This is a genomic window from Schaalia odontolytica (assembly GCF_024584435.1).
Classification (GTDB): Bacteria; Actinomycetota; Actinomycetes; order Actinomycetales; family Actinomycetaceae; genus Pauljensenia.
In genome coordinates this window covers 1,276,898-1,302,238 of sequence record NZ_CP102197.1, presented here as the reverse complement: position 1 = coordinate 1,302,238, position 25,341 = coordinate 1,276,898, and the positions used below count along the sequence as shown (strand labels likewise).

Below are 25,341 nucleotides of genomic sequence, written 5' to 3'. Positions count from 1 at the left end.
GGAAGGCAAGCTGTGCTTCCAACGAACCCGTCATCGACCTGGTGGTGATCGCCGTCCTGTCGGTCCTGTGCGCCTTTGTCCACGCCCCGCCGATGCTCGTCATCCTACGGTTCCTGGTCGGCGTCGCCGTGGGCGCCGACTACCCGATTGCGACGTCGATGATCGCGGAGTTTTCGCCGCGCAAGTACCGCGCCGAGGCCATGGGGGTCATCGCCGCTGCCTGGTACCTCGGCGCCAATGTCGCCGCTCTGGTCGGCTTCGCGCTCATCAACACCGCTCACGGCTGGCGATACATGCTCGCTTCCTCGGCTGTCCCCTGCATCCTTATCCTCCTCGGCAGGTGGAACATCCCGGAGTCACCGCGCTGGCTTGTCTCCAAGGGACGAACCGAGGAAGCGCAGCGTATCGTCCACGAAACCCTGGGGGCAAACGTTCGCCTGCCCAAGTCCGAAGAAGCGGCGCCGACCTCAGTGCGCAAGGTCCTGCGGGGAGTCTATCTGCGCCGATTCGTGTTCATCGGAGTCATCTGGCTGTGCCAGGCCATTCCCATGTTCGCCCTGTACACCTACGGGCCTCAGACCATCGGCGATGTCCTCGCGGGCATCCGCGCCCTGTGACGAGGTTTTCTAAAAGGAGGACGAGCAATGGCATCATTCGTCATCGAGAGTGTCCCGGCCCGACTGGCCGGGAACACCTACAACCTGGATGAGGAAGAATCGCACATCAAGGTTAATCAGGAACTCGCTCGCGCCACTGGCGCCGACGCCTTGTTGGAGCGGATTTGCCCGGCGAAGGTGTACTCGGTTGAAGCCGATGGCACGGTTGGTGTCGAGTACGCGGCGTGCCTAGAGTGCGGGACCTGTCTCGCCGTGTCCGGGGACGAGGTCGGGGAGCGTAGGGAGGTCTTGACGAGGCATCGCCGTCGCCTGGGCGCGACCCTGAGCACGAGGGGCGAGTATGCATGCCACCGCGAACCCATCGCACACTCAACGTTCCAGCTCGAATGCCCACAGCACCGCGAACGCGAGCATCTGACCCACTGAGTCACGCCGCGGCGAGACACAGTCGTCAAACGAAGTGGCAAGGGACAGCGACCGCGGCTTGAGCAGGCAATGTGGCCCGCACCGTCCAACAAGGTAAACCTCGCTGGGAACCCAACCAGCGCCGAGCGGTTGACCGTTACGACAGACAGAATCCTTACCGGCTTGGCTTACGCGACAAGAGGGGGTATCGTACTGGGTGACCAACTTTTACCATTCGGTTTGTGTTGGTTCGTGAACACCGGATACCCAGAAAGTGAATTCATGCGCTATCTCAACAGGACAATCGGAGCCGTGGGCGCCCTCGCGCTCGTATCGGCGGGACTTATCGCCGTCCCGGCGCTCGCCGCCCCGGTCACTACGATCCACGTTTCCCAAGCCTCCGGCTCAGACACCAACGACGGCAGCGCAGAGCGCCCGTTCGCCACGCTGGGAGCAGCACTGAAAGCAGCGCCCTCAGGAGCGACTGTCGAAGTTGCCTCGGGCACCTACCGTGAAGGCGAACTCTCCACATCCAAGAAGCTCACGATCACCGCCGGGAAAGGGCAGCAGGTCTCACTCAACGGCGCGGACATCGTCACGGACTGGAACGACAACGGTGACGGCACCTACTCCTCAGCTCGCAGCGACTTCGTCCGTTTCTCGCACGTGAGCACCGTGAACGCGAACCCCGCAATCGAGGGCATGGCCGCCTACCCCGAACAGGTCTTCGTTGACGGTAAGGAACTCACCCAGGTGGCGGATCGCTCCGAGGTGGGTCCGGGCACCTTCTGGGTCAACGACCCCGACCCCGTGACCCTGGTCAACCCTCAGAATAACCGCCAGGGATACAACGTCAAGCCCCACACCGGCGTCTCCTACGTCCTGGGCGACAACCCCTCCGGGCACACCGTCGAGGTCGTCCAACACCACCGCTCGCTCACGCTGGGCGGAGAGGGATCCGTCTTCAATGGTTTCACCGTCGAGAAGTACTCGCCCCTGCAGCAGTGGGATTACAAGGATCCCGAGATCGGCACCCTCACCGGCGGCGTCATGTTTTTCGTTGGCGCGAAGAACGTCTCAGTCACCAACAACACCTTCCAGTACTCGGCGATGGGCACAGCACTGGGCCTGACGAACGCCGACGGCTCCACGGTGTCGGGCAACACGATCACCCACAACGGCGGCGTCGGCTTCGGCATCAACCGATCCTCGGACATTTCCGTCGAGCACAACACCTGGTCGATGAACAACCAGGCGGGGTTCATCGTTGACAACTGCGGAGCCTTCTGCACCATCGGCGACACAAAGATCACGCACGTCGATGGCGTGCGCTACGCCTTCAACACGCACGACTACTCTGAGGCCGGCTACAATCACAACGATCCCAACGTGGATAGCCCGCGTCGCCTCATCGGCGTCTGGTTCGACGAGGGCGTCATCAACTCCGAGATCGTCGGCAACCACTTCATCAACGTTGGGAAGTCCGCGATCTTCGACGAGGTGAGTTCCGGCAACATTATCGCCTCGAACATCGTCGAGAATTCCTTCGAGGGAATCGTCCTGTCGGGCACCGACTCCGACAAGATTTTCAACAATACCATCGTCGATACTCTCTCCCCCATGGTGATCCGTGAGGACACGCGCTACGACGGCTGCAACGCACGCAACAAGGCCGGAGAATGCACTGCCCCCGAGAAGTGGTCGGGCGAACACGGCCTGACCTGGAACGCCACCGACAACCAGATCTACAACAATGTGCTGACGAAGTCCACCAACTCTAAGAAGGACGACCCGTGGCGCTACTCGGTCATGCTGCGCTTCAGCGGCGGCGTGAACGGCGACGGCACCGCCGTGTACGGCCCCGAAGAGGCTCAGGGGCTTGACTACAACACGTACTACCGCACCTCTAAGGACACCGAGCGGTTCACCATCCACTGGGAGTGGGCCAAGGATGGCGGTGGAAGCGGCGCATTCAACGCCCCCACGCTCGCTGAGTTCACATCCCATCCGCAGGTGGGCACGGACTCGGCGCCGGGGCGCGAGGCCAAGGGACGCGAGGCACACGGGCAAGACATCGTCGCCCCGCGCACCGAGCAGAAGCTCTTCGTGAACCTGCCCGGCCAGGAGAACCAGTTCGGAGCCTCCGACCTGCATCCTGCTCCCGGCAGCCCTCTGGAGAAGTCGGGCACCACACTCGACCCCGAGGTTGCGGAATCCCTTGACCTCAACGCCAATGCTCCCGTCAACAGGGGCGCCCTCGTGAACGTCGCCTGGGGCGACTGAGCTCCGGGCAGCCAGCAGGGCCCCTGGCGCCGCTCCCACGAGTGGCGCCAGGGGCCCTTACTCCTTGACGCTGCTGCGAAGCCACGGTGCGGAGATGGGCGAAGGCCTTGACCTCGGCCTTGTTGCCTTCTTCGTGAATTTTCGTCATTGCTTCGGATGCGGAGGTGAGCAACGTACATAGTGCTTCCCCGCGCGCCTCCAAGCGCTTCAGTGCGGCATCGCATACCTCACGTGACTCGCCCGTCCAGTCCTTAACCGCGCTGGCGATTGCGTCGTTCACGTCGGGAATGAAATTGCCAACGAGCGCTGCCTTCTCAGAGAAAAGGGCGGCCATTGCACGGGCGTTTGCCTCGTGAAACACTAGTTTCGATTCGCCGCTCATTGTGCGCCTCCGCCAGCGTCTTGCTCAGATAGGGCTTGTAAGACAGCGCCCAAGCGACCGCTAGGGGAACTGCTGTCATCTCCGCTCGAACCTGACGCTGCCTCGATCTAGAGACCGGACGATCGCTGTCTCGCAGTCGCCAAATGGCTGCTCGACACCGACGAGGGCATCCGATAGTGGCCCGGGATCCTCGTAGCGGGTGCTGAGGGAATTGCTCCAACTCGTCATTGCGTGAGAGAGCGTCTCTACGTACGGGCCATTAGCGCCCTGGCACAGGGGTGCGAGCTCTTTTCCCAGGGGGGAGATGGACTGCGAAGGGGGGCGGCGATAGGCCGGAATGCTCCGGGCCGCCTCAATCAGTGTGCCCGGAGTGAAACCTATATCAGCGTTCATTCGAGCGACCATAAGACGGCTGACCGCCTGTCAATCGCGGTGGTTTTGTGCCCTAGTGTTCCAGGTGCTCGTGTTCGCGGTGCTGTGGACATTCGAGCTGGAACGTTGAGTGACTGATGGGGAAGTGGTGTGAAGCGCATTCGCCGAGCTCGTGGACGATACGGTCACGGCAGGGGCCGTCGGCCTCGTGCGTGACGGTCACGTGCGCGGTGACCGTCACCAGGCGTGAGGACACGGCGGCCACGTGCAGGTCATGCACATCAAGCACTCCTTCGGTGCCCATCATGTGTGTGCGGAGCTCGCCCACATCCACGCTCTCAGGTGCTTGCTCCATGAGGATCGCCAGGGACCTGCGCAGGAGCGCGAGCGCGCGCGGCGCCATGAGCGCAGCAATGAGGAGCGAGGCGAGGGCGTCGGCGCGTGTCCAGCCGAATGCCCACTCGGTGACGGCCGCGACGATGACCGCGACGGATCCGAGCGCATCATTGGCGACCTCCAGGAACGCTGCCTTCATGTTGAGGTTCGCGTCGCGTCGACCCGCCAAGATTGCCAGAGACGCGACGTTAGCGACCAGGCCGACGATGCCTATGAGGAGCATGGGGCCTGCCTCGACCTCGGGTGGTGAGAGCACTCGCCACGCGCCCTCCCAGGCGACCATGACGCTGATTGTCAGGAGCATGCCGGCTTGTAGCGCCGCGGCCAGTACCTCGGAGCGCGCCCATCCCCACGTGCGCTTCTCGTCGCGCGGGCGGCGCATGAGGCGTGCGGCGATCAGCGCGATAACGAGGCCGGAGGCGTCCACGACCATGTGCCCCGCGTCCGCCGCCAGCGACAGGGACCCTGACCAGAAGGCGCCGACCAGCTCGGCCGCGACGACCGTACCCGTCACCACGAGCGCCCACCCAATGCGTGCCGCGGACGCCGATGAGTGGGCATGATCGTGTGAGTGCGCGCCGCGGACGCCGCTCGGGGAATGCGCATGGTCGTCGGAGTGCGCCACGGCCTCGTCGACGTGGGACGAGGCGGGGGCCGATTCTTGCGCCGCTCCGGCGCTGGGAGAGGGGCTGGGGCGGTCGTCGGACATGCCCCCACTGTAGGTACCGAGAGAGTCTGTTGTCGAGGTACTCAACCTCTCCATATGTCGTAGATCACTGCCTGGGTGAGGTCTCCTGGGACTGGATGCCCGTGTTCCACTGTGACCGACGACGTATCCTAGGGGCAGAGCGTGGGAAACCCCGCGACTGAAGGGCACGTGCCCACAGGACCTGTAAAGGAGCGCCACATCATGGCAGAACCTCGTATCGTCACCGTCACTGGCGCAGCCGGCAACATCGGCTACGCCCTCCTGTTCCGCATTGCTTCCGGCCAGCTGTTCGGCCCGGACGTTCCTGTCAAGCTGCACCTGCTGGAGATCCCGCAGGCCGTCAAGGCTGCCGAGGGAACCGCCATGGAGCTCGATGACTGTGCGTTCTCGACTCTGGCTGGCGTCGAGATCTTCGACGACGTGAACCGTGCATTCCAGGGGACGAACGTCGCCTACCTGGTGGGTGCAATGCCTCGCCGCGCGGGCATGGAGCGCGCCGACCTGCTTGAGGCCAACGCGGGCATCTTCGGTCCCCAGGGCAAGGCCATTAACGACGGTGCCGCCGACGACGTGCGTGTCCTCGTTGTTGGTAACCCGGCGAACACAAACGCGACGATTGCCCAGAACGCCGCTCCGGACGTTCCCGCGTCGCGCTTTACCGCGATGATGCGCCTGGACCACAACCGTGCGGTCGCCCAGCTCGCCCACAAGACCGGCGCCGCGAACGCCGACATCAAGGACGTTGTCGTGTGGGGTAACCACTCCGCCGACCAGTACCCGGATGTCTCCTTCGCGACCGTTGCCGGCAAGCCCGCGACCGAGCTGGTGGACGACGAGTGGCTGTCCAGCTACTACCGTCCCACCGTCGCCAAGCGTGGCGCCGCCATCATTGAGGCGCGTGGCGCCTCCTCGGCCGCCTCCGCGGCGAATGCCGCGATCGACCACATGTACTCGTGGATCCACGGTACCCCCGCCGGTGAGTGGGTCACCGCCGGTGTCATGAGCGATGGCACGCACTACGGCGTGCCCGCCGGACTGAACTTCGGCTTCCCCGTCACTTCCGATGGCGGCGAGTGGCAGGTCGTTGACGGCCTGGAGATCTCCGACGCGACCCGCGTTGGAATCGACCACAACATCAAGGCCCTTCAGGAAGAGTACGACGCCGTCAAGGCGCTCGGCTTCATCAAGTGAGGCTACCGCCCTCGCGGTGGTTGGTGGGAAGGGCGCGCGCCCGGCTAGTCGGCCGGGCGCGCGCCCGCTTATGTTGCGGGGTGCGCGTGCATCACGTGTGGCATAGGCGATGACGCTCGTCGGATCACGTCGCGATTGCGTGCGCCACGGATCGTCGTGCTGGGGTGCGATCGCGTGCGCTCGGCCTCCCGTGGCGTCGAGGCCCGTGTCGGGGCACGCTGAACGCTGGCGTCGGGCGGGCGCGGAGTGGCGACTACGGTGAGTTGTGCCCTAGGTGGCGTGAAACAACCGTGAAACCGGCGAAGGCGCGGGTTGCCGGCTCTCGCCGCGGCTGTGAAGGCGGCCAATGCGCGCCTGCGTCCGCTGTGGCGGATACCGGCAGACGTGTGGTTGTCGGGATTCGGGTGAGCGCCCGAGAGCAAGGCGGGAGGTGCGCCGCTGCGGTGACTCGGGGGGATATCTACATCTAGAGTCCTTGCGGCGGCGTGTCGTCGGCGTGTCGCCTCATAGATGTAGAAAAAGCCCCAGCCGGTTCGCGGCCGACCCCGTCCGGATCATCGCACCGCAGGCCGCGTCGGGGAGACCTCGCGGCCATTCGTCAAGTGCGTTGACGTGGTCTCCGCAGCGGTTCAGCAACTGCCGCATCGTCGGAGAGCGCGCCGACACTTCGGCCTTGCCGCGCGGTCGCAGGTCAGCTCAGTCGCAGACGTCTTCCGTGAGCCAGTCGTAGGCGATGCGCGTGGTCCCGTTGGCCACCGTGATCGTGCCACACTCGCGGAAACCGAAGGCAGCGAGGGCGTGACGCATGGGGACGTTATCCTCGTGCGTGTCGCAGCGAAGATAGTCGGCGCCCTCGGCGGCGTACGAGAAGATCGCGCGCGCGACGCCCCGCCCGCGCACGGCAACGACGCGGTGGATGACGTGGTAGTTGGCCTCCGACCGCCATGAGCCGTCGATCTGGGTGTAGGTTGGCTCAGGGCCTGGAGCGTAGGAGAAGACGCCGAGCGGCCCGTCATCGTCCGCGACGATGTAGCAGTGCCCGCGCCTGATGTCCTCCTGTGCATCCGCACGGCTTCGATACCCGTCGGGCCACTGTGTCGCGTTCCCGTTCGCCCGCATGAATGCGCGGGCATGAGCGTACGCACTCTCGATGAAATCGAGGTCGGTGGCGGCGGCGAAGCGAATCCTCATGCGCACGATGATAGGACTTCTTCGAGCGGAGATGGCTTTTTCTGAAGGACCGATGTTCGGTGTGGAATAGTGATGCCCCGCCGGGCCGTGGCGTCTCCCGCAAACGATGCCCCGGCTTCGTTGACGGCTACGAACCTGGGTAGACTGAAACCCATGACTGAAAATGCGCAGCTCGTCGTGACCCTGTCCTGCCCGGACCGCCCCGGTATCGTGCATGCCGTCACCGGCGTGATCGGCGCGTCCGGCGGCAATGTCGTCCAGTCCCAGCAGTTCGGCGACTCGGACACGGGCACCTTCTTCATGCGCGTTGAGGTGGACTCCCCGAAGGGCCGCGCACCCATCGACGAGGGCCTGGCCGCCGTCGCCGAAGAATTCGACGCCACCTACCGTGTCGACGACCTGGGCCGCAAACTGCGCACCATCATCATGGTGTCGCGCGAAGGCCACTGCCTCACCGACCTCCTGTACCGCCAGCAGACGCAGGGCCTGCCGATCGACGTCATCGCGGTCGTTGGCAACCATCCCGACCTTGCCCCCGTCGCCCAGTTCTACGGCGTGCCCTTCCTCAACATACCTGTCACGAAGGACACGAAGGCGCACGCGGAACGCCAGCTCCTCGACCTCATCGCCTCCGAGAACGTCGAGCTGGTCGTCCTGGCCCGCTACATGCAGATCCTCTCCGACGGCGTCTGTCGCGCCATGGAAGGCCGCGTCATTAACATCCACCACTCCTTCCTCCCCTCCTTCAAGGGCGCGCGTCCCTACGCGCAGGCCCACGAGCGCGGCGTCAAGCTCATCGGTGCAACTGCCCACTATGTCACGGCCGACCTCGACGAGGGGCCGATCATTGAGCAGGACGTGACGCGGGTATCCCACGCCGACTCCACTCCCGACATGGTCGCGCTCGGTCAAGATGTCGAGCGACGGGTCCTCGCTCAGGCTGTTCGATTCCACGCAGAGCGACGCGTCCTCATGAACGGCAACCGCACCGTCGTGTTCTCGCGCTGAGTACACTCGGGCGGGCCGCGCGCTCCTGCGCGGTGGCCAGCGCCCGGGCGCTGGGTGGGTGCCCCTGGCGAGCGTCGGCCGTGAGCTGGGGCGGGCACGGCGCGCCCTGTTGGAACACCGGTGCGGCCACGTGGTCATTTTTGCTTGACTTTCCTAGCTTTCGCGGCCGAGTTTGCTACTGTGTGGATAAAGCGGAGACGTGATCTTTCGGTCATTTAGTGGGTAAGCGTCGCGTTGACCGTCTGATAAATGGCACACTGTATGCGTGGACGAAACGACTCAGCAACGCACCTCCGTCACCGGCTACGTACCCGGGGGTTTTGACATGTTCCATCAGGGACACCTCAATATCCTGCGCGCGGCCCGTGAGCGCTGCGATCGTCTGGTGGTCGGGGTGACCTCGGACGAGGCCCTCATCCGCATGAAGGGGCGTGCCCCCGTCATCCCGCTGAAGGAGCGTTGCGACCTCGTGTCCTCCCTGCGCTTCGTCGACGCGGTCGTCGTGGACCTCGATCAGGACAAACGCCTGGCGTGGCGCCTGCAGCCCTTTGACGTTCTCTTCAAAGGTGACGACTGGAAAGGCACCCCCAAGGGCGCTCAGCTCGAAGCTGAGATGGCGGAGGTTGGTGCCCGCGTGGTCTACCTGCCCTACACGCCCTCGACATCCTCAACGAAGCTGCGTCGCTTCATCGCTCCGGAAGACTTCGCCGACGAGGCCGCGAGCACGACGAGCGAGACGACGGCGGAAGGGGACGCACAATGAGCTTGCCCGTCGCGGTCGATCCCTCCTCCTCGTGGGGCAGCCGTTTCGCGGCCTACCGCTCGGCGCTCGCCGCCGCGCAGAAACCGGGTGCCGGCGTGCCCGCCTACATGCGGTGGGTCAACCGGGGTGCCGCCCGCGTGGTCGCCGCCGCCTGCGCCGCCTCAGGGTGGACGCCGAACTTTGTCAGCTTCGTTTCGGTGTGCTTCTCGGCGATCGGCCTCGTCGCTTTGGTCGCCTTGTCTCCCGCCTGGTGGTCGGGCCTGATCGTGGGAGTGGCGCTCGCCGTCGGCTTCATGTTTGACTCCGCCGACGGGCAGGTGTCGCGCGTGACCGGTGCTTCGTCCAAGACGGGGGAGTGGGTCGACCACGTTGCTGACGCGTTCCGCTCGCCCGCGATCCACTTCTGTACCGCCATCGCGGTCATGGCCCACCTCCCGGAGTCGTGGTGGCTCGCGCTCGTGGCGCTTGCCTACGGGTGGGTGACCTCCGGCCAGTTCATGAGTCAGATCCTCGCCGAACAATTCGTGCGCGCTGCCGGACGCAAGCAGACCCGCGGCGGCAACCTGAGGTCCTTCATCCTGCTGCCCACCGACCCCGGTGTCCTGTGTTGGTCGTTCGTGCTGTGGGGGTTGGGCGCTCCGTTCATGGTTCTGTACTCCCTCCTTGCGGCGGTGGCGATCGCCCACTGCGCGATATCGCTGCGTCGTCGCTTCAGCGACCTGCGGGCGCTTGACGCCGCCGCGGCGGCGGGTGGCGGTCGTGCCTGATCTCTCCGTTCTCCTGCCCGCACGTAACGCGGCGGACACGATCACGCGGGCGGTGTCCTCCACCCTCGCCGCGATGCCTCGTGACGCCGAGCTGGTCGTCGGCAACGACTCGTCGTGCGACTCGACGGTCGGGGAGGCGATCCGAGGCGCCTCGCGTGGGGGAGTGGTCGATCCGCGCCTGCGCATCGAGGAGATCACGCCGGGCGAGGGAGGTGTGTCGCGAGTCCTCACCCAGCTCATGGAGCGCACGGATTCACGCCTTGTCGGCAGAATGGACGCCGACGACGTGTCCCTCAAGGGCCGTTTCAAGCGCGCGATGCGCGCTATCGAACGCGACGACGACATGGTCTTTACGCAGATGATCGAGTTGCGGGGTGCGCGCCCGGTTCCTCGTGTTCCCTACGAGATCACTCCCGAGGACATGGGGTGGCACCTTCTGCTGACGAACCCGGTGTGCCATCCGACGATGCTGGCCACGCGCGAGATTATCGACAGCGTCGGAGGTTATCGCGCTGTTCCCGCCGAAGACTACGACCTGTGGTTGCGAGTCGGTGCCGTTGGTGGGCGCATCCGTCGCCTGGCGGCGTGGGGTCTGCTCTACCGCATTCATCCCGGACAAGTCACTGGAAACGCCTCCTGGCGAGCGGATTCATGGAGGAATCCGGAGCAGGCGCGCGCGTTTGCGGACCTGTCGGTCGCGCTCACGGGCCGGGAGCTGCCGCGTCTGGTGTCGCTGCTTTCTCTTCCTCGCGATCGGGCCGAGCGTGAGCTCGACCGCTTCGTGCAGGTCTACACTCAGGGGGTCGCGTCTCGACCCGCTTCGTCTCGCCGCGTCCTCGAGCGTCGGCTGAACGCGCGCGCCGCGTGGGTGCGCTCTCACCTCCAAGGAGAACAGTCATGATTCTTACTCCTCCGCCCACCGGCGGCCAGCAGATCCTGCGCCACGCGCTGGCGCGCCGCTGGGAGTCGATTGTCGTAGGAACCGTGGCCGGCTTGGTCGTGGGTGTCGCCGCCGCATTCGCCGTGCCGGTCGCCCACTCCGCGACCGTCGCGATGACGGTCACCTCCCCGTCTCCGACACCGGCTCCCGCGGTGCGGGCGTCGTTGTCGAACACGACCGACATGGCCACCGAGCAGGGGATCGCCAAGTCTGCGGTTGTCCTGGATGCCGCTGCTGCCCAACTCGGCGGCGGCATCACAGCGAGCGAGCTGCGTGACAACCTTGAGGTGTCGGGTGACACGAACGGGACGATCGTGAACATCGGCTACACCGCGTCGACGCGCGAGGCGGCCGTGGCCGCCGCCGACGCGATCGCTGCGCACTACCTCGAGCAGCGCACCTCCCTCGTGGAAAAGCGCGCTGATGAGATGAGCGCGGTCATCAACGAGCAGATCACGGCGCTGCAAAACGAGTTGGCGGCGCTACCTGCGCTCGTCGACGAGGACGGCAAGCCCACCGCGAACCCGCGTGCCACCGAGCTGCGCACCCAGATCAGCAAGCTCACCGAGCAGAGCGCCCAGCTCGTTCCCTACCACGCCAGCGCCGGCCTCGTTCTCACGAACGCGGATGCCTCGGTAGACGAGGTCACCCCCTCGAAGTCGCGCATGATTCTGATTACCACGGCGGTCGGCCTCTTTATCGGACTCGTGACGGTACTCCTTCAGGAAACCCGATCGCGTTCGCTCGCTTCCCCCACTCAGCTCGCCGACCTCACGGCGCTGCCCGTGTGGAGCGCCGAGGAGGGGGCACCCGAGCCGTGGCTCGCCCCGACCCGAATGCTTGCCATGGCGATCGACCGCGATCACTGGGTTGACCTGATCGTGGACGCCACGGACCCACAGGCGCGCCCGCTGCACCGCGTCCTCTCACGCTCCCTGGCCGAGACGAGGGTGCCGGCGCCGCGGCTCATCGACATCAACCAGCCGCTGGCCTCCCTCCTGGACGAGGTTCGTCCCTCCCGACACGTGCTCATCGCGGTGCGCGGGGGGCATGACCTGAAGAAGTTGCACGCTCTTCTGAATGAACTGGCACTCATCAACCGAGAAGTCAACGGCATGATCTACCTGGGCGAACCGATCAGCGCCACCCAGGCCTCGGCGCCGAGGCCGAGCGCCGCGCTGGCCGAGACGCCTGAGGGCCCGACCGCCTCGTCGCCGGATGGAGGCCGCGTCACCCCGGTCAGCGAAAGTCCGACGGACACGATGCCCGCCAGGGACTTCATCGCCGACGTGAAGGAACAACAATGAGCGTCGAGGACCAGCTCGCCGACGATCACCTGGCGGCCTCCGTCTGGCACGTTGACCGCAGTGCCCGAGTCAGCCAGCTCGTCTCCGGCGACCCGTCGGCTCCTCGCGCGCTCGTCCTCGTGCGCGACCATGGACGCAACTCCGGTTTCGTGGAGATCGAGGGCACCGATCACCCGGAGGAGGATCCGCGCGTCGCCGCTGTTCCACCCGCGCCCGCCCGAGGATGGGAGGAGGGTGCTGGCGCCGACGTTGACGCCACCGTCATCATGTGCACCGTCGGGTCCTCGGACATGCTCGAGGAGGCCGTGCGAGCCATTCTTGCCCAGGACCATCAGCGCTTCACCCTCGTCGTCGTCGATAACGCTCCCGACACGGGCCTGACGCGTGCGAAGCTCGCAGGCATCGAGGACACCCGGCTGAGTATCGTCTCGGCGTCGCGTCAGGGCCTGTCTCGGGCACGCAACCGCGGCGTTCTCGCGGCTCGAGGCGAAGTCATTGTCTTCACCGACGACGACGCCATCGTTGACCCCCACTGGCTGACGGCCATGATCGACCCCTTCACGGCCTCCCCATACGTGGCTGCGACGACGGGCATCGTCCTGCCTCTCCAGCAGCGCTACGCGCCCCAACGCTGGTTCGAATCCCGAGGAGGCTTCCCCAAAGACTTCACCGCGCGCGTGTGGTCGACGGCAGACCTCCCCCGCGGCCTTGAGGCGCTGGGGGAGAAGGGCGAGGGGGGGCCGCTGTACCCCGTGACGACCGCCCGCGTGGGGGCAGGGGTGTGCATGGCCATACGCCGCGACGTTCTGATGGAGGTCGGCCCCTTCGATCCTGCCCTCGGAGCGGGCACATCGACGCGCGGAGGCGAGGACCTCGATATGTTTGCGCGCATCCTGGCCACGGGTGACATCATCGTCCATACTCCCGATGCGCTGGTGCACCACCGCCACCGGGTTGACGAGGCGGGCCTCGACAAGCAGATCCGTGGCAACGGCTCGGGCATGGCCGCCCTGCTCACCAAGGCAATCCTCGCCAAGCCCACGATCCTTGCCTCCCTGTTTGCGCGAGTGCCAGCTGTTCTGGCCCGCATCAAGCCCGGAGGCGAGCGGGTCTCGGGTACCGACAGCGACATGCCCGGATCCCTCACCATCTCCGAGATCAAGGGCTTCCTGGAAGGGCCCTTCCTCTACCTGTCCTCGCGGCGTCGCAACAGGTTGGTGCCCAGCCGTCGCGGCGCCCAGGATCGGGCACACGAGGGCGGCCAGAGCGCCGTCCGGGAGGACGCGCGCGGCGAGTACCCGACCGGTCCGGCCTCCGAGGAGGAGGCCCACCCCCGGGAAGGAGACGCGGAGGCGTGAGCGCGCGCCGAGGAATCTGGGGCAAACCGGCCCCCGCCAGCATCGGGCCACTGCGTGAGGACGTGCAGGACCTGCCCGCCTGGCCGTTCGTCGTCGCCTACTGCGCATACCTACTCTGGTGGGTCCTGGGGGCCGGCGACCTGATGTGGCCGCTCTTCGCCATCGTCATGCTCGTCCTGATGGTGGGCCGCAGCGGCCTGCGTTTTCCGCCGGGGACCATTCTGTGGGTCTTCTTCCTCGCCTGGGTGATTGCCTCCATGTCCATGTTGGATTCCGGTGGCCGCGTCATCGGCGCGATCTACCGCTTTGCTCTCGAGCTTGCTCCCGGCATCTTCGCCGTCTACGCCTTCAACGCCCGCAAGTCTTTGAGCGTGCGAACGATCGTGGCAACCATGTGGGGTTTTCTCGCATCCACGACGGTGGGCGGATTCATCGCGATGGCGTTTCCGACCCTGCGCTTCAAGACGCTCATGTACTACGTCGTTCCGCGTTCGCTTCACGGCAACGACTTCGTCAAGGAGTTCGTCAGGCGCGCAACCACCCAGTGGAACCCGACGTCGTGGGCGCTGTCCGATCCTCGTCCTTCCGCCCCGTTCATCTATTCCAACACCTACGGCAACGTCTTCTCGTTGATTTTCCCCCTGGCCCTGGTGTTCGCGTTCGTCCTGTGGCGCGAACGCTCACGGTGGCGTTTCGTCGCTGCGGCGCTGTGTGCTCTTTCCGTCATCCCGGCCGCGGCAACGCTCAATCGAGGCATGTATATCGGATTGCTGATCGTCGTCCTGTGGGTCGGATTCCAACGCCTGAGGGTTGGGGCGTGGCAAACCGTGGCAGGCATCGGAGCAGCGGTCGTCATCGGTATCGGCGCATGGCTCGCGACGCCAGCCTCACAATCGCTCCTCGAACGAGTGGCAGCTTCCTCCTCGACCCAGGACCGAGCCTCGAACTACCTCGAAACCATCTCGGAACTGGCTGAATCCCCGCTCCTGGGCTTTGGAGCACCGCGCCCGTCCGCCTCCGCGTGGCTTCCGTCGCTGGGCACGCAGGGACAATTCTGGACGGTGCTCTTCTCCTACGGAATCGTCGGAGCTTTCCTTTTCATCGCGTTCTTCGTTCGGATGCTTCCGCGCGTGTGGCGCGCGACGGACGTGTACGGGTCGATCCTGGGCGGCATCATCCTGGCGACCCTTGTTGAGCAGTTCTACTACGGCATGAACACCGGCCTGATGCTCTCCGTCGTGGCCGTCGCGCTGCTGGCCCGACACCTCGAGGAAGAGAACGAACCTCTGCGTCACGAGGCCGCCGAGCGTGAGGGCGCGCCCACGCCGGGCAGCGTCGCGGGGACGATGCGCGCCGCGCCCATCGTCCGCGTCGGGGAATGGGAAAGCCCCGCCGCGAACGACGGGGCTTTCTCCACGCGGATGCTGGAGCGGCTCAACAAGTCGGGTCGTCGGGGAAGGACACCCCCGACAGCTTCCAGTTCTCGCCATCCTTCACAAACTGAAAATAGGTGAGGGCGCGAGCCATGGTCGTGTCATCCGTCAGAGAGGTTCCCGCGTCGTTGAGGACGCTCACGGATGAGGAATCCACGCACGCGGATACCGTGACGTTGCCCGCCCCGTCATCGCTCAGGATATGCACGTCCTCCAGCGTGGGCGTGCCCGTGGCGTGGGTTCCGTCGCGGGACCATTCCACTGCCTGGGCGTCGAACTCTTCCAGCGCGGAAGCGGTAAGCACGGAGGACAGGTCTGTTGCCTGCGCCTGGGCAGGATCGGAGTACGCCCCCCACAGCGTGTTGACGACGAAAGAGGTTTGTCCGGCCGCCTCCGCGTCGGTGCTGAGGGACCCGGACGCGTTCGAGGGGCCGCCGGACTGGGGCGTGATGGTCTTCGGGATCGACTGCGGCTCGCCGGATTGGTCGTCGGGGGCGCTCTGCGTGCCCGAGGCGGCGGCAGTATCGGCGTGGGGGGAACCCGACAGACGCAGGACGGCCACGACGACGAGCGAGATGATCAGGAGGATCGCGGCCGCGAGGAGGATCTTCTTGCGCAGCGGCGAGAGTGAGTTGACGAAGTCCATGAGTATCCCATCGTTCGGTTATGGAGCAAGGTTACCGCTGGCTAGCGGGGAGGACGGACATGAGTGAGACAAATCAAGCCAGACGTTCGTTGGCGCGTAGCGGCATTGCCGGTTTCGTGGGCGCTGCCGCCTCGGCGGTCCTTGGGTTCGCGTTCACGATCATCCTGTCGCGGATGCTGGGTGCGCAGGGGGCGGGTGTGGTCACTCAGGCGACCGGTGTCTTCGCCATCGTCATGGCGCTGGCCAAGGTCGGCCTTGACTCGACCGCCATCTACCTGCTTCCGCGGCTCTCGTTGGATGCCCCGCAGGAGATACGGGCGACGCTGTCCTTCATGGCGACGATGACGGTAGCCGTCTCGACCGTGTGTGTTCTCGTTCTCGAGGTCGCCGCGCCCTTTATCTGGGACGCCCAGGTGGCGTCCTCCACCCGCGCCGTCCTCTGGTTTGTCCCGATCGGTGCGCTCACGCTCGTTGCCTCGGCGGCTCTGCGCGCCCTCGGAAACATGCGTGAGTACGTCCTCGTTCAAAATCTCCTGCTTCCTGGCCTTCGCCCTCTCCTGGTCGCGCTCGCTGCGGCGCTCACGGGATCGCTCGCGCTCGTCTCTGTTGCGTGGGCGCTTCCTTTCGCGGTTGTTCTCGTCGCGGCGTGGTGGCTGCTGCTGCGGCACATGCCCTCCGCCGTCGACTCGTTCGGACGATGGCCCTCGTCGAAGAGGCGGCGCCAGGTTCTCTCCTTCGCCCTGCCTCGCACCCTGACCGCGGGTCTCGAGCAGGCCCTGCAGTGGTTGGACGTGCTCCTCGTGGGCATGCTGGCGGGCAATGCTGCCTCGGGCATCTACGGTGGAGCGATTCGCTTCATTCAGGCGGGAATGGTGGTTGATACGGCGCTGCGAGTTGTCGTCTCGCCCCAGTTCTCCAAGCTCTTGCATCGACGGCGTACCGGCGAGCTGCGAGATCTCTATGGGACGGCCTCCATCTGGCTGGTCCTGTTCGCCGCTCCGATCTATGCGCTGATGGCGATCTTCGCCCCGGCGCTCATGCGGATCCTCGGGGATGGCTTCGCCCCGGGGGCCAGTGTCCTCGTGGTTCTGTGCATAGGCTCCATCGTGACCTTCATGGCCGGTAACATTCACTCCCTGCTCATCATGAGTGGGCGCTCCGGATGGGCGGCGGTGAACAAGATCGTCGTCCTCGCGCTCAACATTGTGGGTAACATCATCTTCATTCCGCGCGGCGGAATGGTCGCTGCAGCCATCGTGTGGGCGGTGTGCATGGTCCTTGACGCCGCAATGGCCACCGTTCAGGTCTCGCGATTCGTCGGCGTGACACCAAAACTTTCCGAAGTGGTCAAGCCGATCCTCGTTGTCGGAGTTTCCGTGGCGATTCCGGGCGGGTGTATAGCTGCGGTTCTCGGCCGCGATTCGTTTGTTGCAACCGTTACTGGATCACTGCTGTCGATTGTGACTTTTGCCTGCGCCTGCTGGATATTCAGGGAACGCCTCCATCTGACGGGACTTGGGTCCCTTGTGAGGGCGAGGAAGCGTTGAACGAGGGGCTCGTGGTGCGCCTGTGAAAGTCGTGCTTGACCGTTCGGTTGATGGGGTAGGGCTTGTTGTGTAATTATTTATTCATCAAGTCCATTTACTCCGAAAGGTCGTGCCATGTCGTCCGCGATTTCGCGCCTTGCGATCTGTGCAACCACGCCGATTGTTGCGTGTGCTCTGCTTGCGTTCGCTCCCGCTGCGGGCGCCGCAGGCGTTCAGCCCGCGGCGCCCGCAAGTGGTCAGACAACTGTGCGTGACGGACTCTCTGCCGCCACGGCCGCTGCCTCCTGCTGGGACATCAAGCAGCATGATTCCAGCTCCGCCGACGGCGCCTACTGGTTGCAGACTCCCGCCATGGAACACCCCGCCCAGTTCTATTGTGACCAGACAACAGACGGCGGAGGCTGGGTTCTCATCGGCCGCGGACGCGAGGGCTGGGAAGGCTGGAGCGGCGGCAAGGGAGACCCCTCGAAGCTGACCACGCGCGAGCGCAACGCCTCCGCCTTTGATGTCGTTCAGTACTCCAACGACACCATCAATCAGCTCCTCAACAACGAGTCGGTGAAGGATCAGTCTGATGGGGTGCGCGTCTTGCGCGCCTGGAGCACGAACGGCAGCTCCTACCAGAAGCTGGACCTCCAGTTCCCCAAGATGACCGACTTCGTATGGCCTTTCAAGATGGGGCATCCCGTGAACATGTCGATCGATGGCCGCGGCGCCGTCTCGAACGACATCTGGAACTCACCCGGCTACGACCGGGGATGGAACGCGCTCCAGGTCTACCCTTCGACGCGCACCGGCTGGAACATCGGCTGGGGCTATGGGGTGGATGCAGCGCGATGGGGCGGCGATGTCTCCTCCTCTTCATCCTTCTTCCGTAAGAGCGGCCAGACCGTCTTCCCGTATGCGGAGACCTACATTCGTCCCCGCATCGCCTCGGACTCCTCGGCCTTCGCTCGTATTCCTGACGAAGGCGTAGGCGCCTCGACGGTGACCCGCGCCGTCTCGCAGTACGCCGCCCGTACCTCGTGGGGCGTGACGGGCAACCTCAACGGCTCCGTGCGAGAGGGAAACATTCAGGTTCAGGCCTTCGCCCAGGTCGGCTCCACCATGTACGTGGGCGGCAACTTTACGGGCGTGAAGCAGGGCGAAAACGGCTCCGTCGTCCCCTCCCAGGGGCTTGCGGCCTTCGATGTCGCAACCGGGAACTTCACCGGCCAGACTTTTGACTTCAACGGACAGGTCAAGGCCCTCGTGGCTCTTCCCAACGGCAAGCTGCTCGCCGCCGGGGACTTCACCCGCGTCGGAGGCGAATCCCACGTGGGCACGGCGGTCATTGACCCGTCGACCGGCCGGGTTGACTCCTCGTGGGGTCTGACCATTTCGAGCGCTCTGCGCGGCGGAGCGGTCAGCGTGCGTGCGGCCACCTACCACGACGGCTACGTCTACCTCGGAGGTTCCTTCACGCACCTGAGCGGAGGAACCCGCAACCGGGTGTACGGCCGCAACGCCGCCCGTGTCTCGCTCGATGGCGTCCCCGACCGCTCCTGGAACCCCGAACTCAACGGTGCCGTCCAGGCCATCAGGGGCAGCGAGGCCAATAGCTCCATCTATCTCGGCGGATACTTCAGCCGCGCCCACGGAGGCGAGCGCGCCTGGTACGCTGCGAAGTTCTCCACCCAAGCCGGAGCCGCCCAGGATACGGGCTTCGCCTTCGTTCCTTCCTCCGAAGGACAGGCCAAGTACCAGCAGACCATTTCCGCGGACGGAAACCGCGTCTTCATCGGAGGGTCGGAGCACTCGCTCTTCGGCTACGACACCGGCTCCAATCAGCGCACCTCCGCATCGGTGACGATGAGTAACGGCGGCGACCTCCAGGCGTCAACGATCTCCGCCAACGGCGTCATCTACGCCTCCTGCCACTGCTCCGACGGCAGCTATCAGGACAAGCGCATGTGGGAGGCCGGTCACGACTGGTCTCGCGTCGACGAGATCAAGTGGGTCGGCGCGTGGGACGCGACCACCGGTGAACACCTCCACTGGACGCCCTTCGAGCTACTCTCGCAGCGTAGGACGGGCGCCTGGGCGCTCACCACCGACACCAACGGCAACCTGTGGGTGGGAGGAGACTTCACCCTGTCCCACATCGACGCTTCCCGCACGCAGTGGAACGGTGGCTTTGCCCGATACGACGCACGTGACAACGTCGCTCCCGAGACGCCGAACGCCGTGCGAAGCTCCTCGGCCGACGAATCCACGGTGACGCTGTCGTGGGAAGGCGTCTCCGACGCCACATCCTACGAGATCCTGCGTGACGACAGGGCGATCGCTTCCACAGACGCGACCTCGGTGACGGTGCCGCGCGGTGGCGAGAACCGCTTCTTCGTGCGCGCCGTTGATGCCGCAGGCAATCGTTCTGCCACCACGGCCGCCTACCAGCCTCCGGCTCACGGACAGGCGGACCCCGCGAACCCGGTGCTTCTGGACGCCGGTGCAACCTGGAGCTACCGTGCCGACAACAGTCCTGCTCCCGAGGACTGGGCACAGAACTCCTTCGACGACTCCGACTGGTCGACCGGAGCGGCCCCCTTGGGCTACGGCGATCCGCGTATCACCACGCAGCTTGAGCGCCGGGGGACCCGTCCTGTGACCACCTACTTCCGGTCGCGCTTCACCGTGCACGACGCGAACTCCCTCAAGGGGATCACCCTGAAGTACCTGGCCGATGATGGTGCCGTCGTGTACATCAATGGCGTCGAGGTCCACCGCACCCGTATGGGGTCCGGCGCCGTCGACTACAACACGCGAGCCGAATCGGCCCCGCGCTATAGTGCGGCAGTCGCCGCACAGTCCGAGACATTCGTTCCGGCTTCCGCACTGAAGACGGGTGAGAACGTCATCGCCGTCGAGACCCACGTCAACTACCTGCGTACCGCCACCGTGTCCATGCAGGCATCGATCGTGCGTGTCGAAGGGCGCCCGGACACTTCGACGGGTTCGGGCGGCGCCAGGGCCAACGACGCCGAGGCCGAGAACACGGGGGACGCGAGCCGCAGCATCGATGCGGCCCTGGTCAAGACCGGTACGGTCATCCCCTCGGGCACGCAGTGGAACTACTGGACCTCGACCACCGCGCCCGCATCTGACTGGTCGACCGGTGCCTCCCTCGCGGATTGGTCTCGCGGGTCCGGGCCCATCGGCTGGGGAGACGCCAACGCGGCCACGCCCCTCGACATCGCCAAGAAGGACCGTGCCATCACCTACTACTTCGCGCGCGATATCGACCTGGGCACCATCACGCCATCGACCACGCTGACCGTCAAGGTTCGAGCGGATGACGGCGTCGTCCTGCGCGTCAACGGAACGCAGGTTGCCACCAGGCGCATGTCGGACGGGGAGATCGGGCACACGACCTTCGCCAACGCGGCCGTGTCGGCCTCCAAGGCAAGCTCCGACCTGCTTGAGGTGACCATCCCGGCCAAGCTCCTGACGAACGGAACGAACAGGGTTGGCGTCGAGGAGCATGTCAACTACAAGGGCACTCCGTCCATGACATTCGACCTGACGGCCACGCTGGCCAGGTAGAAACGAGAGCGTCCCATCGGGCCGACAGCCCCGCGCCCGTGCCGCTAAGGCTCGGTCGCAGTGGCTGACAAGGGAACCCCCACCGCTGCGGTGGGGGTTCCCTTGTGTGTGGTCAAAGACTCTCGGGTTTTGTTAACCGACTGGTTGAGTACTGCCGAAGCCCGTGACAGTATAGAAGTAACCATTAACGTGCGACCTATGAGGACTTGATGAAGACTGTGCGCCGCTGCCTTGCCCTCGGATGTGCGTCGTTGGCCGCCTACGGAGCGCTCACGCTCACCCCGGCAACCAACGCGGCTGCCGATCCCCTCCACGACGGACTCAGCGAAGCGACGGCTGCGGCATCATGCTGGGAAATCAAGCAGAAGAACCCGTCCGCTCAGGACGGAACCTACTGGCTCGAGACACCCACGATGAATGCTCCGGGTCGTTTCTTCTGCGACCAGACCACCGACGGCGGCGGCTGGGTCCTCATCGGGCGCGGACGCGAAGGCTGGGAGACATGGGCTCAGGGGCAGGGCAATCAGTCCAAGCTCGCCACTCGCCCCCGCACCGCAGGCGACTTCGGTGTCCTCCAGGCTTCCCACGAAACCGTGAACGGGCTCCTCGGCGGCGGTGCCGTCTCAGACCTTGACGACGGCATCATGGTCCAGCGCGCGTACAACCCCAGGGGCACCAGCTACCAGACCGTGCGCATGCGCTTCCCCAAGATGCGTGACTTCATCTGGCCCTTCAAGAGCGCCCACCCGGTCAGTGTTAAGTTTGGCCACGACTCGTGGCTGAACGGCGGGATCGTCTGGTCGGGCTTCGGGTCCAACACTGCATGGGGGTACGTCAACCTCACGGCGACGGGACAGAACAAGTACACGATGGGCTTCGGCTACGGTCCGCTCGCCCAGTCGTGGTACGACACGTCCTCGCCCACGTCGTTCTTCCACCGCAACGGCACCATCATCAACCCCTACGCAGAGGTCTACATCCGCCCCCAGATCTCCTCCGATGACGCGGGCTTTGCCGCCATCAACGACGGCGGAACCGGCGCCGAGCAACCGAAGGCCACCGTGTCCGAATACGCCTCCCCCATGTCGTGGGGAGTGAGCGGCAACCTCAACGGCTCCGTGAGCGAAGGCAACATCCAGGTGCAGGCCTTCGAGCAGGTTGGTTCCACGATGTACGTCGGAGGTAACTTCACCGGGGTGCGGAAAGGAAAGGACGGTGCCGAGACGGCGACCAGCGGCCTCGCCGGATTCGATGCGACAACGGGGGAGTGGAACGGACAGACCTTCACCTTCAATAACCAGGTGAAGGATCTCGTCGAACTCCCCGGCGGCAAGCTCCTGGCCGTCGGGGACTTCACGCGGGTCAACGGCGAAGCGCACACGGGAACAGTCCTCCTCGACACGACGACGGGTGCGGTCGACCCCTCATGGACTCTCCAGATCCGCAACGGTTCCTCCAATAGGGTCACCGTCAAGTCCGCCAAGCTCGTTGGCGACACGATCTACCTCGCCGGGGCTTTCACTCACCTGAGCAACGGATCGACCCGCGTCTACGCTCGAAACGGCGCGCGCGTGAGCCTCACCGGCACCCCCGACCGCACGTGGAACCCAGAGTTCAACGGGACAGTCGTTGACCTCGACGTTGATGAGAATGTCAGCTACTACTACGCCGCCGGCTTCTTCACGCGGGTTCACGACAGGAGCGCCGAAAACGCAGCCCGCGTCTCCACCTCGGCAGGAGCCGCCCTCGATCAGTCGTGGACCTTCCGTCACTCCTTCTACACCGGCAAGTACCAGCAGACTGTGACGGCCGCACATGGCCGCGTCTACTTTGGCGGCTCCCAGCATTCCCTGTTTGGATACAACGCCGACACGATGACCCGCACGTCGGGATCCATCGTCATGGCGAACGGCGGCGATCTGCAAGCCAGCACCCGCTCGGCCTCGGGGGTCCTCTACGCTTCGTGCCACTGCTCGGACTTCACGTTCCAGGACGCCTACCGCTACTTCGAGCTGGGTAACACCTGGACCCGCGCCGACGAGATCCAGTGGGTCGGAGGCTGGGACGAGGCCACGGGAAAGCAGCTTGGATGGACACCCTATCGACTGGCGTCCCAACGCTCGACCGGCGGGTGGGCACTCGAGATGGCCGACGACGGCGCCCTGTGGGCCGGTGGTGACTTCACCCGTTCGTTCACCACGCGCACGACCAGCCAATGGTCAGGTGGCTTCGTCCGCATGCCCACGCGGCGAGCTGCTCCCGCCACCCCCGCCAGCGTGCGCTCGTCGGAGGGCAACGCCCAGCAGGTGACCCTCCACTGGTCCACTGTTCCCGGGGCGGCCTCCTACGAGATCCTGCGCGATGACCGCACCGTGGCCACGACCTCGTCGACGAGCGTCACCGTGCCCCTGGCGGGCAACAACCGTTTCTTCGTCCGCGCCGTCTCCTCCGAGGGCCTGCGCGGGGCCTCGACTCCCGTCTACTCGGTCGCCTCCGACGGCTCCGCCCTCACTCCGGAGGATGCGACGCTCCTTGTCGCCGAGGACGCCACGTGGTCGTACCACTGGTCCACCGACGCCGTCGCCGCAGACTGGACGCAACCCACGTTCGACGACTCATCGTGGCCGCGAGGCGCTGCGCCCATCGGCTACGGCGCTCCCACGCTGGGAACCAAGCTCACTCCCGGTGCGGCCAAGGGCCGCCCCATCACAACGTACGCGCGTACCCCCTTCGCGCTCGCCGATCCGCGTGCGATCGGCGGAGTGAACGTCACCGTCACCGCCGATGACGGCGCAGTCGTCTACGTCAATGGCACCGAGGTCGCGCGCCAGCGGATCGGTGAAGGCCCGGTCTCCGCAGGGACCTTCGCCAACGCATCGGTATCGACGCCCGCAGCCCGGGCGGATCGCCGCACCGTCTTCGTCCCCGCGTCGCTCCTGCGCGCCGGAGTCAACATCCTGGCCGTCGAAACACACCTCAACTACCGCTCCAGCATCTCGATGAGCATCGATGCCCAAGTCAGCGCCGTTCCCGGTGGAGCGGAAGCCGCTCGCCCTGCGCCCACCGATCCCGAGCCCGACCCCGCGCCGGCGCCGGCGCCCGACATGCGCGTCGAACCCGACCCGGAGAAGCCCCTCGGTGCCCTGGATGCATCCGGCTTCAACTTCGGCAACTTCATGCCGACGGGCATGTACTGGAACTACTGGAATTCCAAGGAAGCCCCCGATGCCGCCTGGAACTCGACCGGCGACCTGTCGACGTGGAAACACGGCCCGACCCCCATCGGATGGGGCGACAAGGACGCGGGGACACCCTTCGATCTGCCCCAGGCGGACCGCCCCATCACGACCTACTACGCCCGAGACGTCAACTTCGGCACGGTCACCGCAGACTTTGACCTCACGCTACGCGTGCGCGTTGACGATGGAGCCGTCATCTACATCAACGGCACCGAACTCAAGCGGGTCAATCTCCCCGAGGGAACGATCACTCCCGACACGCGGGCAACGACCAGCGTCCCTCTCGCGGAAGCCAGCAAGAACCTCGTAGTCATCGCGGTGCCGAGCGAGCACCTCAAGGATGGGGTGAATCGCATCGCCATCGAGGAGCACGCCAACTACGGCGGCGCCGCATCTGTTACCTTCGATCTGAAAGCGAGGATGGTGAGGTAATCCCCATGACCGAGAACAAGCCGACATCCGATTCCGTCGTCGACAACGCCGCGTTCGCTGCAATGGCCGACCGCCTGCTGACCCGCGGACACGCAACATCCTGGCTCAACCACTGGTCGCTGCTGCACGCGGACTTCGGCGCGCTGGCGCGCATGAACACTATCGGCTTCGACGGGACCTTCCTGCAGATGAGGCTGCGTGCCGCGGGGCACGCGGTGGCTCGCACGTCAACGGACCTGGTGCTTCCGTACGTCTTCGATCGGCTTGATCAGGGAACGCGCATCACCCTGATCGGAACCACCGTGGAAGCCGGGCAGGCGGCGGCCGCGCGCCTGCCGCGCTTCGATGTTCAGACGATCGACGGCTACGAGGGGTTGCGTCGCCTCAAGGCCGATCCTGGGATTCTGCGCGCGTTTGATCCGCGTCTGATTGTCGTCGGCCTGGGTGCAGGCCTCCAGGACATCGTCGCCGCGTACGCGCTCGAGCAGGTGCCCAGTGCCTCCGCTTGCGTCGCCGGTGGGTGGATCGACCAGTTTTCGGCGGCTGCGGATGACTACTTCCCCGACTGGGTGCACGCGGCGAGGCTCGGGTGGGCGTGGCGTATCGCGCACGAGCCGCGTCGTCTCACGAGGCGCTACACGATCGAGGCTCTCGACTTCGTCGCCCACGCTCCCGAACTCATCAGGCGCTTGGAAGCCATCGGGCACTTTGACGATTTGGGGCTGGTGGTCGAAGGAGCACGATAGGCTCGCGATAGGACTGCTTGTCGGTTG

Annotated in this window: 17 protein-coding genes and 1 pseudogene; 15 read left to right on the top strand and 3 right to left on the bottom strand. The window is 65.4% G+C overall.

Going from position 1 to position 25,341, the window contains the following annotated elements:
• Positions 1–41: 41 nt before the first annotated feature.
• The 3 genes and pseudogenes from NQK35_RS05735 to NQK35_RS05725 all read left to right on the top strand — a co-directional run bounded on the left by NQK35_RS05735 (position 42) and on the right by NQK35_RS05725 (position 3,305).
• A complete protein-coding gene (locus NQK35_RS05735; RefSeq protein ID WP_257113419.1) occupies positions 42–617 on the top strand; it encodes a sugar porter family MFS transporter in 576 nt (191 codons plus the stop codon).
• A gap of 27 nt (positions 618–644) precedes the next feature.
• Positions 645–875: pseudogene (locus NQK35_RS05730) on the top strand (ferredoxin family protein); the annotation flags it as partial.
• A gap of 429 nt (positions 876–1,304) precedes the next feature.
• Positions 1,305–3,305 (top strand): right-handed parallel beta-helix repeat-containing protein, encoded by a 2,001-nt coding sequence (locus NQK35_RS05725; RefSeq protein ID WP_009213309.1) that lies wholly within the window; start codon positions 1,305–1,307, stop codon positions 3,303–3,305.
• Between the two features lie 827 nt (positions 3,306–4,132).
• Here NQK35_RS05725 and NQK35_RS05720 read toward each other — a convergent pair.
• The gene (locus NQK35_RS05720) at positions 4,133–5,164 is read right to left on the bottom strand and encodes a cation diffusion facilitator family transporter (RefSeq protein ID WP_257113417.1); all 1,032 of its coding nucleotides are present in this window, start codon (positions 5,162–5,164) and stop codon (positions 4,133–4,135) included.
• 201 nt (positions 5,165–5,365) lie between these two features.
• Here NQK35_RS05720 and NQK35_RS05715 point away from each other — a divergent pair, with 201 nt between their 5' ends.
• Positions 5,366–6,355 carry a malate dehydrogenase gene (locus NQK35_RS05715; protein WP_257113415.1) on the top strand — a complete coding sequence of 330 codons (990 nt, stop codon included), beginning with the start codon at positions 5,366–5,368 and terminating at the stop codon, positions 6,353–6,355.
• A gap of 696 nt (positions 6,356–7,051) precedes the next feature.
• Here the strand turns inward: NQK35_RS05715 and NQK35_RS05710 are convergent.
• Positions 7,052–7,546, bottom strand: coding sequence for a GNAT family N-acetyltransferase (locus NQK35_RS05710; protein ID WP_257113413.1), 495 nt, complete (start codon positions 7,544–7,546; stop codon positions 7,052–7,054).
• A 153-nt stretch (positions 7,547–7,699) separates the two neighbouring features.
• Here NQK35_RS05710 and purU point away from each other — a divergent pair, with 153 nt between their 5' ends.
• The 7 genes from purU (at position 7,700) to NQK35_RS05675 (ending at position 15,203) form a co-directional block, all read left to right on the top strand.
• Positions 7,700–8,554, top strand: coding sequence for a formyltetrahydrofolate deformylase (purU, locus tag NQK35_RS05705; RefSeq protein WP_257113412.1), 855 nt, complete (start codon positions 7,700–7,702; stop codon positions 8,552–8,554).
• A 265-nt stretch (positions 8,555–8,819) separates the two neighbouring features.
• Positions 8,820–9,317, top strand: coding sequence for an adenylyltransferase/cytidyltransferase family protein (locus NQK35_RS05700; protein ID WP_034231679.1), 498 nt, complete (start codon positions 8,820–8,822; stop codon positions 9,315–9,317).
• On the top strand, positions 9,314–10,084 hold the full coding sequence (locus tag NQK35_RS05695) for a CDP-alcohol phosphatidyltransferase family protein (protein ID WP_257113411.1): 771 nt from the start codon (positions 9,314–9,316) through the stop codon (positions 10,082–10,084). Before NQK35_RS05700 ends, NQK35_RS05695 begins: the two co-directional genes overlap by 4 nt.
• On the top strand, positions 10,077–10,985 hold the full coding sequence (locus NQK35_RS05690) for a glycosyltransferase family 2 protein (RefSeq protein WP_257113409.1): 909 nt from the start codon (positions 10,077–10,079) through the stop codon (positions 10,983–10,985). Before NQK35_RS05695 ends, NQK35_RS05690 begins: the two co-directional genes overlap by 8 nt.
• Positions 10,982–12,331 carry a membrane protein gene (locus NQK35_RS05685; protein ID WP_009213318.1) on the top strand — a complete coding sequence of 450 codons (1,350 nt, stop codon included), beginning with the start codon at positions 10,982–10,984 and terminating at the stop codon, positions 12,329–12,331. Before NQK35_RS05690 ends, NQK35_RS05685 begins: the two co-directional genes overlap by 4 nt.
• Positions 12,328–13,689, top strand: a complete 1,362-nt coding sequence (locus NQK35_RS05680) for a glycosyltransferase family 2 protein (protein ID WP_257113408.1) — start codon at positions 12,328–12,330, stop codon at positions 13,687–13,689. The genes NQK35_RS05685 and NQK35_RS05680 overlap by 4 nt, the downstream gene beginning before the upstream one ends.
• Positions 13,686–15,203 carry an O-antigen ligase family protein gene (locus NQK35_RS05675; RefSeq protein ID WP_009213320.1) on the top strand — a complete coding sequence of 506 codons (1,518 nt, stop codon included), beginning with the start codon at positions 13,686–13,688 and terminating at the stop codon, positions 15,201–15,203. The genes NQK35_RS05680 and NQK35_RS05675 overlap by 4 nt, the downstream gene beginning before the upstream one ends.
• Here NQK35_RS05675 and NQK35_RS05670 read toward each other — a convergent pair.
• A complete protein-coding gene (locus tag NQK35_RS05670; protein ID WP_048742976.1) occupies positions 15,124–15,768 on the bottom strand; it encodes a hypothetical protein in 645 nt (214 codons plus the stop codon). The genes NQK35_RS05675 and NQK35_RS05670 overlap by 80 nt on opposite strands.
• Positions 15,769–15,827: 59 nt before the next feature.
• Here NQK35_RS05670 and NQK35_RS05665 point away from each other — a divergent pair, with 59 nt between their 5' ends.
• From NQK35_RS05665 to NQK35_RS05650, 4 genes are all read left to right on the top strand, one after another.
• Positions 15,828–17,315 (top strand): oligosaccharide flippase family protein, encoded by a 1,488-nt coding sequence (locus NQK35_RS05665; protein ID WP_257113405.1) that lies wholly within the window; start codon positions 15,828–15,830, stop codon positions 17,313–17,315.
• A gap of 114 nt (positions 17,316–17,429) precedes the next feature.
• Complete coding sequence (locus tag NQK35_RS05660; RefSeq protein ID WP_257113403.1) at positions 17,430–20,897, top strand: fibrinogen-like YCDxxxxGGGW domain-containing protein; 3,468 nt, start codon at positions 17,430–17,432, stop codon at positions 20,895–20,897.
• Positions 20,898–21,106: 209 nt separating this feature from the next.
• Positions 21,107–24,568: a fibrinogen-like YCDxxxxGGGW domain-containing protein gene (locus tag NQK35_RS05655; protein ID WP_257113401.1), complete on the top strand. Its 3,462-nt coding sequence runs from the start codon at positions 21,107–21,109 to the stop codon at positions 24,566–24,568.
• A gap of 5 nt (positions 24,569–24,573) precedes the next feature.
• Positions 24,574–25,314: a WecB/TagA/CpsF family glycosyltransferase gene (locus NQK35_RS05650; protein ID WP_009213325.1), complete on the top strand. Its 741-nt coding sequence runs from the start codon at positions 24,574–24,576 to the stop codon at positions 25,312–25,314.
• The last annotated feature ends 27 nt before the right edge of the window (positions 25,315–25,341 follow it).

Bases quoted from the DNA above. Each gene is read 5' to 3' on its own strand.
- NQK35_RS05655 (WP_257113401.1), top strand. From the start codon at position 21,107: ATGAAGACTGTGCGCCGCTGCCTTGCCCTCGGATGTGCGTCGTTGGCC.
- NQK35_RS05695 (WP_257113411.1), top strand. From the start codon at position 9,314: ATGAGCTTGCCCGTCGCGGTCGATCCCTCCTCCTCGTGGGGCAGCCGT.
- NQK35_RS05660 (WP_257113403.1), top strand. From the start codon at position 17,430: ATGTCGTCCGCGATTTCGCGCCTTGCGATCTGTGCAACCACGCCGATT.
- NQK35_RS05650 (WP_009213325.1), top strand. From the start codon at position 24,574: ATGACCGAGAACAAGCCGACATCCGATTCCGTCGTCGACAACGCCGCG.
- NQK35_RS05720 (WP_257113417.1), bottom strand. From the start codon at position 5,164: ATGTCCGACGACCGCCCCAGCCCCTCTCCCAGCGCCGGAGCGGCGCAA.
- NQK35_RS05685 (WP_009213318.1), top strand. From the start codon at position 10,982: ATGATTCTTACTCCTCCGCCCACCGGCGGCCAGCAGATCCTGCGCCAC.
- NQK35_RS05670 (WP_048742976.1), bottom strand. From the start codon at position 15,768: ATGGACTTCGTCAACTCACTCTCGCCGCTGCGCAAGAAGATCCTCCTC.
- NQK35_RS05715 (WP_257113415.1), top strand. From the start codon at position 5,366: ATGGCAGAACCTCGTATCGTCACCGTCACTGGCGCAGCCGGCAACATC.
- NQK35_RS05710 (WP_257113413.1), bottom strand. From the start codon at position 7,546: ATGAGGATTCGCTTCGCCGCCGCCACCGACCTCGATTTCATCGAGAGT.
- purU (WP_257113412.1), top strand. From the start codon at position 7,700: ATGACTGAAAATGCGCAGCTCGTCGTGACCCTGTCCTGCCCGGACCGC.
- NQK35_RS05725 (WP_009213309.1), top strand. From the start codon at position 1,305: ATGCGCTATCTCAACAGGACAATCGGAGCCGTGGGCGCCCTCGCGCTC.
- NQK35_RS05680 (WP_257113408.1), top strand. From the start codon at position 12,328: ATGAGCGTCGAGGACCAGCTCGCCGACGATCACCTGGCGGCCTCCGTC.
- NQK35_RS05665 (WP_257113405.1), top strand. From the start codon at position 15,828: ATGAGTGAGACAAATCAAGCCAGACGTTCGTTGGCGCGTAGCGGCATT.